At 73.4% G+C, this 12,819-nt stretch carries 12 protein-coding genes; 5 read left to right on the plus strand and 7 right to left on the minus strand.

The features are described from left to right. Window positions 1-34: 34 nt before the first annotated feature. The 6 genes from ABD324_RS18950 to ABD324_RS18975 form a co-directional block, all read right to left on the minus strand. Complete coding sequence (locus tag ABD324_RS18950; RefSeq protein ID WP_344418518.1) at window positions 35-913, minus strand: carbohydrate ABC transporter permease; 879 nt, start codon at window positions 911-913, stop codon at window positions 35-37. Next, a complete protein-coding gene (locus ABD324_RS18955; RefSeq protein ID WP_344418521.1) occupies window positions 903-1,844 on the minus strand; it encodes a carbohydrate ABC transporter permease in 942 nt (313 codons plus the stop codon). Before ABD324_RS18955 ends, ABD324_RS18950 begins: the two co-directional genes overlap by 11 nt. Continuing rightward, window positions 1,841-2,614 (minus strand): metallophosphoesterase family protein, encoded by a 774-nt coding sequence (locus tag ABD324_RS18960; protein WP_344418524.1) that lies wholly within the window; start codon window positions 2,612-2,614, stop codon window positions 1,841-1,843. Before ABD324_RS18960 ends, ABD324_RS18955 begins: the two co-directional genes overlap by 4 nt. Continuing rightward, window positions 2,611-3,984: an ABC transporter substrate-binding protein gene (locus ABD324_RS18965; protein ID WP_344418527.1), complete on the minus strand. Its 1,374-nt coding sequence runs from the start codon at window positions 3,982-3,984 to the stop codon at window positions 2,611-2,613. Before ABD324_RS18965 ends, ABD324_RS18960 begins: the two co-directional genes overlap by 4 nt. Before the next feature lie 16 nt (window positions 3,985-4,000). Next, on the minus strand, window positions 4,001-5,143 hold the full coding sequence (locus ABD324_RS18970) for an ABC transporter ATP-binding protein (protein WP_344418530.1): 1,143 nt from the start codon (window positions 5,141-5,143) through the stop codon (window positions 4,001-4,003). Window positions 5,144-5,302: 159 nt separating this feature from the next. Beyond that, the gene (locus ABD324_RS18975) at window positions 5,303-6,190 is read right to left on the minus strand and encodes a PDR/VanB family oxidoreductase (RefSeq protein ID WP_344418533.1); all 888 of its coding nucleotides are present in this window, start codon (window positions 6,188-6,190) and stop codon (window positions 5,303-5,305) included. A 363-nt stretch (window positions 6,191-6,553) separates the two neighbouring features. Here ABD324_RS18975 and ABD324_RS18980 point away from each other — a divergent pair, with 363 nt between their 5' ends. The 3 genes from ABD324_RS18980 (at window position 6,554) to ABD324_RS18990 (ending at window position 10,141) form a co-directional block, all read left to right on the plus strand. Continuing rightward, complete coding sequence (locus tag ABD324_RS18980) at window positions 6,554-7,483, plus strand: LysR family transcriptional regulator (RefSeq protein ID WP_344418536.1); 930 nt, start codon at window positions 6,554-6,556, stop codon at window positions 7,481-7,483. A 116-nt stretch (window positions 7,484-7,599) separates the two neighbouring features. Beyond that, the gene (locus ABD324_RS18985) at window positions 7,600-8,463 is read left to right on the plus strand and encodes an MBL fold metallo-hydrolase (protein ID WP_344418538.1); all 864 of its coding nucleotides are present in this window, start codon (window positions 7,600-7,602) and stop codon (window positions 8,461-8,463) included. Between the two features lie 97 nt (window positions 8,464-8,560). Beyond that, window positions 8,561-10,141, plus strand: coding sequence for an AMP-dependent synthetase/ligase (locus ABD324_RS18990; RefSeq protein ID WP_344418540.1), 1,581 nt, complete (start codon window positions 8,561-8,563; stop codon window positions 10,139-10,141). Window positions 10,142-10,197: 56 nt separating this feature from the next. Here the strand turns inward: ABD324_RS18990 and ABD324_RS18995 are convergent, their stop codons facing one another. Continuing rightward, window positions 10,198-10,713: a YiiD C-terminal domain-containing protein gene (locus tag ABD324_RS18995; protein ID WP_344418543.1), complete on the minus strand. Its 516-nt coding sequence runs from the start codon at window positions 10,711-10,713 to the stop codon at window positions 10,198-10,200. Between the two features lie 290 nt (window positions 10,714-11,003). Here ABD324_RS18995 and ABD324_RS19000 point away from each other — a divergent pair, with 290 nt between their 5' ends. After that, window positions 11,004-12,209 carry an NAD(P)/FAD-dependent oxidoreductase gene (locus tag ABD324_RS19000; protein ID WP_344418546.1) on the plus strand — a complete coding sequence of 402 codons (1,206 nt, stop codon included), beginning with the start codon at window positions 11,004-11,006 and terminating at the stop codon, window positions 12,207-12,209. Next, on the plus strand, window positions 12,209-12,778 hold the full coding sequence (locus ABD324_RS19005) for an SGNH/GDSL hydrolase family protein (protein WP_344418549.1): 570 nt from the start codon (window positions 12,209-12,211) through the stop codon (window positions 12,776-12,778). The genes ABD324_RS19000 and ABD324_RS19005 overlap by 1 nt, the downstream gene beginning before the upstream one ends. The last annotated feature ends 41 nt before the right edge of the window (window positions 12,779-12,819 follow it).

Consider the following 12,819-nt stretch of genomic DNA (forward strand, 5'->3'; position numbering starts at 1 on the left):
GGCCTCCGAACGACAGTTGTGGCTCCATAACGCGCTATTTGAGGCCGGAGCGGACGAAGCCGTCGACGATGCGGCGCTGCAGGACCAGGTAGAGGATCAGGACCGGGAGGCAGGCGAGGCCGGCGGTGGCCATGAGGGGGCCCCACTGGGTGCCCTCGGGCCCGATGAAGCTGTGCAGGGCCAGCTGGAGGACGTCGTTGGTGCGCTGCAGGACGAGCGCCGGCCAGAAGTACTCGTTCCAGGCGTTGATGAAGAGCAGCACGCCGAGTGCTGCCAGCGCGGGCCCGAGGTTGGGGACGACGACCGTCCACAGTGTCGCCCAGGCGTTGCGGCCGTCCATCCGGGCGGCCTCGAGCAGCTCCTGCGGGATGGAGCGCACGTGCGTGCGCAGCATGATCACCGCCAGTGCCGTGCACAGGTTCGGGATGATCGCGCCGGCGATGGTGTTGAGGACGCCGAGCTGGTTGAGCAGGGCGTAGTTCGGGACCATCGTCACCTGGAACGGCACCAGCCAGGTCGCGATGAACACGAGGTAGAGCGCGTTCTGGAACCGGAACCTCCACGCCGCGAAGGCGTATCCCGCGAGCAGCCCGGTCAGCAGCTGGCCGAGCGCCACCATCGCCGCCATGACGAAGGTGTTGACCAGCAGCCGCGGCAGGTTCACCGCGCCCCATGCCTCGACGTAGTTCGCGACGGACAGGGGCCACGGGAACGGGCTGAGCGAGTAGATGTTCTCCGGAGCCCGCAGCGAGGTCGCGTAGAGCCAGTACAGCGGGATGATGCAGGCGACACCCAGCAGCCCCAGCACGACGTGGCCCAGCGCCGCGCGCAGCCGGGACTCCCGGAGCACCACGGCGCCGTCCGAGGGGGCGTGGACCGGGCCGGGGACCTCGACGAGCAGCTCAGGAGTCATGGAAGGACAACCGTTCGGTGAGGCGGACCAGCACCAGGGCGATCAGCCCGAAGCCGAGGAAGAAGACCAGGCCCGCGGCCGCGCCCAGCCCGGCGTCGAAGGAGCCGAAAGCGTAGTCCCACAAAAGGAAGTAGATGTTCGTGGTCGCGCCCGAGGGACCGCCGTGGGTGATCGTGTTGATCAGCGGGAAGCTCCACTGTGCGGCCAGCAGCAGCGTCATCAGCAGCAGGAAGGACAGCGTCGGCGAGAGCAGCGGCAGGGTGAGCCAGCGGGTGGTCTGCCAGCGGGTGGCGCCGTCGAGCGAGGCCGCCGCCGAGTACTCGGAGTCGATGCCGGCGAGCCCGGCGGCGACGACGAGCGTCGCGAAGCCGAGCACGTGCCAGCCCGTGATCACGATGACCGCCAGCTGCGCGGAACCGGGCTCCTGCAACCAGTTGGTGGTCGTGCCCAGCACCCGGTTGACCAGGCCGGCGCGCGGGTCGAGCATCCACTGCCAGACGGCCGCGCCGGCCACCGGGGCGACGAGCATCGGCGCGAAGACCAGCGCCTGGTAGACCGTCGCCGCCCGACCCCGGACGTGCCGCGCCAGCAGGCCGACGACCACCGGGACGACCAGGGTGAACGGCAGCAGCCCCAGGATCAGCACGGCGGTGCGGCCGATCGAGGCGCCGAAGTCGGGAAGGGCGAACAGCCGGCCGAAGTTGTCGAACCCGACCGGACGCGCAGGGCTCGTCGGGAGGAGGTTCCACGAGTAGAACGACAGCTGCACCGCGGAGACCAACGGCCGGTAGGTCCAGACCACGAGCAACGCGAGGCCGGGCGCGAGGAACAGGTACGGCGGTGCGGCGCGGGCCACCCGCCGCCACCACGGGATCGTGACGGCGGCGGGTGCGGAGAGGCGCGGCGGGGCCGGGACCTCCAGGAGGGTCATGCCGGGATCCGCTCCTTCATCCACGCCACCCGCTCGGCGGCGTCGACGTCGTAGACGGTGTCCCCGCCGAGCGGCGACGCGGTCGCCACCGCGCTGCCGTCGATGAGGTCGATCCGGCTGATCGCCGGGCCGGACAGGCCGCGCAGCCGCCCGGCCGGCGGGAACGCGTCCACCCGGTAGTAGAGCGCCGGCGCGACCCAGACCGGGATCCCGGCCAGGGCCCCGGCCCCCGCGTAGTGCGCGTGCCCGCAGACGACCATGCGGACGTCCGTGCCGGCCAGCACCTCGCCGAGCGTCCCCGGCTCCCGCAGCCGCAGCAGGTCCACGGACGGGACCGGCGACGGCAGCGGGGGATGGTGCAGCACGAGCACGGTGCCCTCCGGGGCCGGGGTGGCCAGCTCGGCGGCGAGCCACTCCCGCTGCTCCGGGTCGACCTGGCCGTGATGATGGCCGCGGATCGTGCTGTCGAGCGCGACGACGCGGGCGCCGCCGACGCGGACGACCCGGTCCGGCGCGCCGAACGCCGCGGTGAAGGCCCCGAGCTCGTCGTGGTTGCCCATCACGGGCACGACGGGGATCTCCAGCTCGTCCAGGAGGGACGTCAGCAGCGCGTAGGCCGCCGGGGCCCCCTCCGCCGTGAGATCACCCGGCAGCAGCAGGGCGTCCGGCCGGGCCCCCGCCCCGACCACGGCGAGCGCCTCGCGCAACGCCGCGGCCGAGGCCGGGTCCCCGGTCAGGTGCAGGTCGGAGAGGACCGCCAGGGACGTCACTTGGTCCCCGGGACGAGGGCCTGCCCCCGCTGCTGGGCCGCGGTGAGGGTGCTCTGCGGGTCCGCGCCCTGCAGGACGACCTTCTCGACGGCGTCCATCATCCCGTCGCGGATCTGCAGGTAGTTGTCACCGGGGAAGGACACCCACGGCTCCATCCGGTTGAGCTGCGCGATGTTGATCCCGGTCGTCGGGTTGGTCGCGGCCCAGTCCTTGAGGGTCGTGTTCATCAGCCCGGTGCGCAGCGGCAGGTAGCCGATCTTCTGCGCGATCGTCGTGAACGACTGGTCGTTGGTCAGGAACGTGATGAGGTCCCAGGCCGCGCGCTGCTTGGCCGGGTCGCTCGACAGGACGAACAGGGCCGCACCGGAGTTCGTCGGGACGGACGGGGTGGCACCGAACGACGGCGTGGCCGCGCCCTTGAGGTCCCAGCCGGCGCCCTTGGCGCCCTTGGCGAACGTGGCCTGCAGCGAGGACGACTCGAGGATCATGCCCAGGTCACCGCGGGTGAAGGCCTCCACGGCCTGCTGCTGGCTGAACTTCGGGCTGGCACCGGACTTGACCATGTCGGCCAGGGTGCTGATCGCCTGGACGGACTGCGGGTCCGCGTACTGGAGCTTCGTGCGGTCCTCGGAGAGCACCCGGCCGCCGTTGGAGCGGATGATGCTCTGCAGGCACCAGTCCTTGGCCTGGGTGGTCACACAGTCCGCGTAGGCGCCCTCCTTGCCGGTGGCCGCCTTGATCTTCGCGGCGGCCGCGGCGACCTCGGCCCAGGTGGCCGGGGGCTTGGCCGGGTCGAGGCCGGCGGCGGTGAAGATCGAGGCGTTGTAGTAGAGCACCGGCGTCGAGAGGACGAACGGCACGCCGTAGGTCTTGCCGTTCAGCTGACCGAGCTTCGACGCGGCCGGGGAGTACGGGTTGGTGCCGCCGAAGGTCTGGTTCAGCGCGTCCGCGCCGACGAGGTCGTCGAGCGGCTTGGCACCGAGCTGGTTCACGGTGAAGCCGAGGTCGGAGAAGCCGAGCTGGGCGACGTCCGGGGCCTTGCCGGTGGCCGCCTGCGTCTGCACGCTGGAGACGGCGTCGGCGGCCGGGTTCGCGCTGGTGCCCTGCGGCTTCTGCGCGGTGACCGTGATGTTCGGGTACTGCTTGCGGAAGGCGTCGAGGACCGAGGTGAAGGTGTCGGTCCAGGCGCCGGCCTGGCCGAAGTTGTAGGACTCGAAGGTGATGGACACCTTCTGGTCCGGGGCCAGCTCCGGGGCACGGGCGACGGTGCCGGCGGTGCCGTCAGCGCTGCCAGCACCCCCCACACCACAGCCGGCCAGCAGCAAGGCTGACGCGGCCGCGATGGCGGCGACGAGACGGATGGGACGCACGGGCTCCTCCAGGGAGTCAGACCGCGACCGCGTGTGCGGCACGGGTGGGTTCGGGGGCGCGCACCAGACGACGGCCGCTGGTGGCGGAGAACAGGTGGATCCGGGCCGGATCGCAGGTGAGGGTCACGGCGTCGCCTACGGCGAGGCCGACGGGACGCGGCCCGCGCAGGGCGATCCGGCCGTCGCCCACCGCGGAGCTGCTCCTGCCGTCTCCGACGGCGATGTGGGCGACCTCCTCGCCGCCGAGGTTCTCGACGAGCCGGACGGTGCCGCGGAACTCGGGGGCACCGGTGCCCAGGGCGGCACCGATGCGGAGGTGCTCGGGCCGGACCCCGACGAGGACGTCCGCGCTGTCCTCACCCGCACCGATGGGCACGTCGACGCCCGCACCGGTCGCCCGCAGCTCACCGGCGGTGCTGCGCAGCTCGGCCGGCAGCAGGCCGATCGCGGGGGAGCCGATGAACCCGGCGACGAAGGTCGAGGCCGGGGCGTCGTAGACCTCCTCGGGCGTGCCGACCTGCTCGAGCAGCCCACCGTTCAGCACCGCGATCCGGGTGGCCATCGTCATCGCCTCGACCTGGTCGTGGGTGACGTAGACGAAGGTCGAGCGCAGGCGCCGGTGCAGGTCGGTGAGCTCGGCGCGGGTGGCGGTGCGCAGCGTGGCGTCCAGGTTGGACAGTGGCTCATCGAGCAGGAAGGCGCCGGGGTCGCGCACCAGGGCACGACCGAGGGCGACGCGCTGGCGCTGGCCGCCGGACAGCGCGCGCGGACGCCGGTCGAGCAGCCCCTCCAGGCCGAGCACCGCGGCGACCTCGGCGACCTTGGCGTCCAGGTCGGCGCGCCGCAGCCGGCGGGCGCGGAGCGGGAAGCCGATGTTCTTCGCGACGGTGAGGTGCGGGTACAGCGCGTAGCTCTGGAACACCATCGCCAGGTCCCGCTCGCGCGGTTCGACGGCGGTGATGTCCCGGCCGTCGAGAAGGATCCGGCCGCCGGTCGGCGGGGTCAGCCCGGCGATCATCCGCAGCAGCGTCGACTTGCCGCAGCCCGACGGGCCGAGGAGCACGAGGAACTCGCCGTCGGCCACGTCGAGGGAGACCCCGTCCACGGCGGTGACATCACCGAAGCGGCGGGTCAGTCCCTCGATCTGGATACGGCTCACGGTGTCTCCTCCTGGGGCGGTGGTTCGGCGCGGATGTCAGCAGCGCGGAATGGAGCGGCGGTGAACAGCGGGCGTCGGACGGGTTCGGCGGGCCCTGCGGCGAGGCTCCGATCGGGCCTCCGACCTGCGACGATCGGACTTGCGGGAGGATCGATCGGACTACAGATCCAGCACGAGGCGCGGGCCGCGGGCGCGCGAGACGCAGACCATCATCACGCCGCCGTCGGCGCGGTCGGCCTCGTCGAGCACGGAGTCGCGGTGCTCGGGCTCGCCGTCGAGGACCACGGCCTCGCAGGTGCCGCAGGTGCCCTCGCGGCAGGACTGCAGGACGTCGATCCCCGCCGCCTCCACCGCCGTCAGCAGGCTCGTGCCCGCCGGCACCTGCACCGTCACACCGCTGCGTGCCAGCACCGCCTCGAACGGCCGCTCCGGCAGGTCGACCTCCACCGGCGTGAAGCGTTCGACGTGCGCGGCGGGGCAGGCGGCCAGCAGCGCGTCGAGCATCGGCGCCGGTCCGCAGCCGTACACGGCGGCGCCCGGGGCCTGCGCGATCCCGGCCACGGCGGCGCGGAGATCGAGCAGCCCACCGGCCTGCACCGTCACCCGAGGGTCGTCCAGCCGCTCCAGGTAGGCCATGGACGACCGGGTGCGGCCGCCGTAGAGCAGCTGCCAGTCCGCGCCCGCGGCCTCGGCGGCGTCGATCATCGGCAGGATCGGGGTGATGCCGATGCCGCCCGCGACGAACAGGTACCCGCGGGCGTCGACGAGGGGAAAGGTGTTGCGCGGCAGGCCGACCTCGACCAGCTCGCCGACGTGCAGCCGGTCGTGGACGAACGCCGATCCGCCGCGGCCGGCGGCCTCCCGCAGCACGGCGACGCGGTAGTGGTCGGGCCCGCCACCACACAGGGAGTACTGGCGCACGAGGTCCGGGGTGAGGGTGAGGTCGACGTGGGCGCCGGGCGCCCAGCCGGGCAGGTCGGGACCGGACAGCGCAAGCTCGACGACGTCGTCGGCGACCGCCCGGCGCGCGGTGATCTCGAGCAGCACGAGGCCCCCAAGGAGTCGGTGATCGGGAGGCCGACGCTAGGGCCGCCCCGGCGCGGGGCCGAGGGCGAGAGTGAACGGCGATGATGTGATCGGTTCGGTCGGGGGCCGAAACACCGGGCCTGACCTGCGCCGTCACCCGCACGTGGAGCTGCTGGTCACGGAGCGTTCGCCTGCCGGGCCCCTCGGCGTCGTCCGGCGACGACCGGCGCGGCTTACGGTTCCCGCGCACCGGGTCGGGCAGGCGGACCCCTCGGCGCAGCGCGGAGCCACCATCCGCCCGGAGGCGGAGCCGACCATCCGCACGGGGCGGAGCCGCGACTCCGCACGAGGCGGAGCCGACGACTCCGCACGAGGGCGGGCGAGATGGAGTTCCGGTACCTGCGGTCGTTCCTGGCGATCGCCGAGGAGCTGCACTTCGGGCGGGCGGCGCAGCGCCTGCACCTCGCGCAGCCCTCACTGTCCCAACAGCTGCAGCGCCTCGAGCGCGACGTCGGCGTGGAGCTCGTGCGCCGCAGCTCCCACGAGGTCCGGCTGACACCCGCGGGCGAGGCGTTCCGCGAGGAGGCCCGCAAGCTGCTCGACCAGGTGGACCGCGCCGTCGCCGCGGCCCACGCCGTCGCGATGGGCCGCGCGGGCACCCTCAACATCGGGTTCAACTTCCCGGCGGGCCAGGACGTCCTGCCCGCCGCGCTGGCGCACCTCAACGCCGAGCACCCCCGCGTGCAGACCCAGCTCTGGGAGCGCCGCACCGGCCCGCAGATCGACGGCGTGGTCTCCGGGGAGCTCGACGTCGGCTTCGTCTACGGCCGGCCGGTGAGCCCGCAGGTGGCGTCCAAGGAGCTGATGACGGTCCCGATCGTCGCGCTCGTGGGCGAGCGGCACCCGTGGGCGAACCGGGACTGCATGCCGATGCGGCTGCTCGAACGACAGCCCTGCCTGCTGTTCCGCCGCGAGCAGAGCCCCGCGATGCACGACGCGATCATGGGCGCGGCCGAGCGCGCCGGGATCAAGCTCACCATCAGCGGCGAGGTCGACGATCCGGTGGCGACCGGAGTGCTCGTCGCGGCGCGGCAGGTGGTCGGCTTCGCCTCGGCCTCCCGCGCGGCCCGGGCACCCGCGCAGGGGCTGGTCGCGCTGCCGCTCACCGAACCGACCCCGACGCTGGGCCTGCACGTGGTGTGGCGGGCCGAGGAACGCACCCCGCTGGTCGACGCGCTGCTGGCGGCCCTCGACCAGGCGGGTCCCTTCACCTACACCTCGAAGTTCGGGGGCGGGTTCCGCCAGCAGCGGTGATCGGCGGGCTGAATCGCACGGTTGCGGATCGCTCCTTGCCGGCTCCGCTCCCGTCCGCGAGGTTGTCGGGGACGGCCGGTGCAGGCTCCGGTCGCCTTGCGAGGAAAGGGGCGCGTGTGCGGCTCACGGTGCTCGGGTGCCGGTCGGGGATGCCGGCCGAGGGACAGGCCAGCTCCGGCTACCTGGTCGAGACGGACGGGGGTACCCGGCTGCTGCTCGACTGCGGCCCGGGGATCGCCACCGCGTTCTCGGCGCTCGGGCCCGCGGTTGTCCCGGACGGCGTCGTGATCAGCCACCTGCACTCGGACCACTGCTACGACCTGCTGCCGCTGGGCAAGGCGCTGCTCTACCGGCGGCTGCAGGAGGTCATCGGTGAGCGCGCGGGCGATCCCGTCTCCGCCGCCCGGCACCTCGACCTGAACGGCCCGCGCGTCCCGCTGTACGTACCGCAGGGCGGCCGCGCGGTCCTCGACCGGCTGTCGTCGCTGTTCCCGGTGACCACGATGCCGCTGCTCGACCGCGCCTTCGACCTGGCCTTCGACGTCGTCGAGTACGCCGCCGGGGACGAGTTCGGGATCGGCGACGCGGGAGTGTCGCTGCACCCGCTGCGGCACGTCGCCGCGAACTGCGGGGTACGCGTGGACAGCGGCCGCTCCTCGCTCGCCTACACCGGCGACACCGGGGTCACACCCGGGCTGCGGCCACTCGCCTCGGGCGTCGACCTACTGCTCGCCGAAGCCACCCTCGCCGCCACCGACACCGGGCCGCACGGCCACCTCTCCGGCCACGACGCCGGGGCCGCCGCCGCCGAGGCCGGGGTCGGCGAGCTCGTCCTCACCCACTTCGTCTCCACCGACCCCGCCTGGCTGGCGTCCCGCCGCGACGACGCGGCCGCGGCGTACCCGGGCCCGATCCGCATCGCCGAACCGGGCCTGCGCGTCGACACCCACCCGGCACCGGCGCCGGTCAGCGGGGCCTGACGCCCGGGCCCCCTCGCCGAGCCGATGGTCGGCTCCGCGAGCCACGCCGCGGGCCGATGGTCGGCTCCGCGAGCTACGCCTCCAGGGGAGCCCTCTCGTGACCGCCGTCCTGAACCCGCCGCTCGTCACCCTGCCCGACCGCGGCGGGATCGCCGCCGAGATCCTGCGCCGGCTCGACGCCGCCGGCGCACGGCCCGTCCTCGCCGCACCGGCCCGAGGGGAGTGGACCGACACCTCGGCCCGCGTCCTCGCCGGCCTGGTCCGGTCCGTCGCCGCCGGGCTGGTCGCCGACGGCGTCCGCCCCGGCGACCGGGTCGCCCTGTTCGGCGGGAACACCCCCGAGTGGCTCGTCCTCGATCTCGCGGTGCTCGCCACCGGCGCGGTCACCGTGCCGATCTACCCGACGTCGTCGCCGGCCCAGGTCGCGCACGTGCTCTCGGACTCGGGCGCGGCGCGGGTGCTCGCCGAGACCCCCGCGCAGGCGGCGATGTCCGGCGGCGAGCTGTTCGGCGACGCCGTGGCCCGGCTCGCCGTCACCGCGGCGCCGACCCCGGACCCGGACGCGGTCGGGGCGGACGACGTCGCCACGATCGTCTACACGAGCGGGACGACGGGCGCACCCAAGGGCTGCGTGCTCACCCACCGGAACCTGTTCGCGGCCGCCGGCAACGTGGTGGCGCTGCTCCCGGAGCTCTTCGCCGCCCCCGACGCGTCGACCCTGCTGTTCCTGCCCCTCTCGCACGTCTTCGGCCGGGTCGCCGCGCACGGCTGCCTGTGGGCGGGGGTGCGGACGGGGCTGCTGGCCTCGGCGGCGGAGCTGACCGCGGAGCTGCCGCGCTTCCGCCCCTCGTTCCTCGTGCTCGTGCCGTACGCGCTGGAGAAGCTCCGCAAGGGGGCCCGCGCGGCCGGCCTCACGCCGGCCCTCGAAGCGGAGGCCGTCGAGGCGGGGGCGGACTGGTCCGGTCCGGTCGCGGACGCGCTGCGGGCGGCCCTGGGCGGGCGGCTCGCCCACGTGATCTGCGGCGGCGCCGCCCTGGACCCGACGACGGCGGCGTTCACCGAGGCCCTCGGCGTGCGGGTGCTGGGCGCCTACGGGCTCACCGAGACCGCCTGTGGCGTGAGCATGAGCGCGCCGGGTGCGGTGAAGGCCGGCCGGGTCGGGCGGGCGCTGCCCGGCAGCGAGGTGCTGATCGCCGAGGACGGCGAGATCCTCGTCCGCGGCGACCAGGTCTCGCCGGGCTACTGGCCGCTCACCGGTGAGCCGGAACCGTGGCTGCGGACGGGGGACCTCGGCTCCCTGGACCGGGAGGGTTACCTCGCGATCACGGGGCGCCGCAAGGAGATCATCGTGACGAGCGGGGGCAAGAACGTCGCCCCGGAACCCCTCGAGGACCGGATCCGGCTGCACCCGGGGATCGCCCACGCCGTCGTGGTGGGGGAGGGCCGCTCCTACGTGACGGCGCTGGTGTTCCTGGAGCCCGGCGCCTCCCCGGACGGGGTCCAGGACGCGGTGGACGACGCGAACTCCCTCGTCAGCCGGGCCGAGTCGGTCCGCCGGTGGGCGATCGTCCCCGGCGCCCTCTCGATCGCGGACGGCACGCTGACACCGAGCCTGAAACTCCGCCGCGCCGTGGTCGCGGAGCGCTACGCCGAGCAGGTCGCCTCCCTCTACGCATGAGCGAACGGCACTCTCGCTCACNAGGTGTGAGCGAGAGTGCCGTTCGCTCGAGGGGGTCAGGCCGCGGCACCGAGCCAGGCGACGTAGTCGAGCTCGATGCGGCCCAGCAGGAGGTCGGCGTCGTCGTGCAGGACCGCGAGACCGGGGAGCTCGAAGCGGCCTGCTCCGCCGGCGAGGATCGCGCGGACGGCCTGCTCGTCGAGGGTCGCGCGGGCGCGGATGTGGCCGTTCGCGGGCTTGAGGAAGGCGATCTTCGAGGAACGGAGCACGAAGCCCTGCAGCTGCGTGATCCGCGGCGCCATCGCGCCCGCGAAGGCGGCGGCCCCGGCGACCTCGCCGGCGAGGAACAGCGCGCCGGCGTGGACGGTGCCGAAGTGGTTCTGCAGCTCGGGGCGGACGGGGAGCTCCGCCTGCCCGTGGTCCGGCGCCAGCTCGGTGACCCGGACGCCGACGTGGTTGCAGAACGGGACCATCGTGTCGACGGTCCGGCGGAGCTCCTCGAGGTCGACTGGCCCGCCCGCGGCGGCGAGGCGGGCGACGACGGCGGACAGCGGATCGGTCGTGGTAGCCATGCCCACCATTACCCCCGGCCGCGGTGGACAGCGGATGAACAACGGTTTCCCGAATGGCGACGAATCCGCGGGTGGAGAACGGCGAAATGGGTGGCTGATCGGGTCGGTGCATGATGCGATAGTGGGCCACCATTGACCGTTCGCCGTCGTTGACTTCCGTTCCCGGCCCCCGTAGACACATTTCTCGTACCGCCAGACGAGCCCTTGTGCCGTTCCTGCCCCGTCGACGGCGACGGTGATCCACTCGACCCGGGATCGGCCGTCACCCATCGGGGAGCTGACGAGAGAAGATGAACGAGCCTTACGACGCGATCGTGGTCGGAGCCCGCTGCGCAGGATCACCTGTCGCGATGCTGCTGGCCCGCGCCGGTCACCGCGTGCTCGTCGTCGACCGCACGGCCCTGCCGGCCGACACGGTCTCCACCCACTACATGCAGCAGTACGGCCTCGCCCGCCTGGCCTCCTGGGGTCTGCTCGACGACGTCCTCGCCACCGGCGCCACCCCGATCACCCGCATGACGATCTCCTACGACGACGCGGTGATCTCGGGGTTCGCCGACCCGATCGACGGCATCACCGCCACCCTCGCGCCGCGGCGCACCGCCCTGGACCCGGTGCTGCTGCGGGCCGCCGAGCAGGCCGGTGCCGAGGTGCGCCTGGGGGTCACGCTGCGCGACCTGATCGTCGAGGACGGCGTCGTCCGCGGGGTCCGCCTGCAGACCGCCGACGGCGAGCTCGTCGAGGAGCGGGCCCGCGTGGTCGTCGGCGCCGACGGCTCCCGCTCGCGGGTCGCCGAGGCGGTCGGCGCCCAGACCTACGAGGTCGTCGAGCCCGCCTGCTTCATCTACTACAGCTACTGGGACGCCATCCCGGACACCGGCTTCCACAGCCGGATCGGGCTGGGCCAGCAGCAGGTCGGGCTCTGGCCGACCAACGACGACCGCACCCTCGTGGCCGTCATGCGCACCCGGGACCGCTACGCGGACTTCCGCCGCGACGTCGAGAAGAACTTCCACGAGGTCCTCGACCAGGTCGTCCCGGACCTCGCCGAGCAGGTCCGCGCCGGCGAGCAGGCCGAGCGCTTCACCGGCATCCGCTACCCGGACAACTACTACCGCGTGTCCGCGGGCCCGGGCTGGGCGCTGGTCGGCGACGCCGGCTACCACAAGGACCCGTTCACCGGGAAGGGCATCTCGGACGCCTTCACCCACGCCGAGCTGCTCGCCGGCAAGATCGCCGAGGGCCTGGCCGGCCGTCCGATGGGCGACGTCCTGGCCGAGTACACGGCGGAGCGCGACGCGGGCACCAAGGGCGCCTACGCGTTCACCACGATGATCTCCGACCTGGATCTGACCCCTCAGCTGCAGGGCCTGTTCCGGGCCGTGAGCGGCAACGAGGCGGCCACCCGCCAGTTCCTGTCGATGGTCGGCGGCGGCATCTCGGGCGAGGAGTTCTTCGCCCCCGCCAACGTCGGCCAGATCATGGCGGCCGTCTGATGTACGGGCTCGTGGTGATCGGCGACAGCTTCGCCGAGGGCCGGGGCGAGCCGGACGGCGAGGGCGGGTTCGTCGGCTGGGTGCCGCGCGTCGCGCACCGGCTCGGCGTGCGGGACGTGCTGAACCTGGGCGCCTTCGGGGCGACCACACAGGACGTCGTGGACAAGCAGCTCCCCGCGATCGCGGACGTCGAGACGCCGCTCCTCGGCGTCGCCGTCGGCGGGAACGACCTGGTCCGCGCGTACGACCCCGACGGGTTCCGGCGCAACCTGGAGACCATCTTCGACGCGGTCGCCGCCCCCGGCCGCCGGGTCTTCACCCACGACTATCCCGACATCCCGGGGAAGCTCCCCGGGCTGCCCGAGGAGCACCGCGCGCTGCTGCGCACCCGCTTCGTCGAGGCCAACGACTTCCTGGCCGCGCTCTGCGCCGAGCGCGGCGTGGTGCGCTACGAGCTGTCCACCGCGCCGCTCTGCGCGGACCCCGACATGTGGTACCCGGACGGCATCCACCCGTCCGCGCTCGGTCACCGCACCATCGGCTCCGAGATCGCCGCACTTCTTTCCTGACGATTTTTGTGATTTCCCGATTCGGTCCGCCGGATCGGTGC

Source organism: Pseudonocardia ailaonensis, from assembly GCF_039531635.1.
Lineage (GTDB): Bacteria > Actinomycetota > Actinomycetes > Mycobacteriales > Pseudonocardiaceae > Pseudonocardia > Pseudonocardia ailaonensis.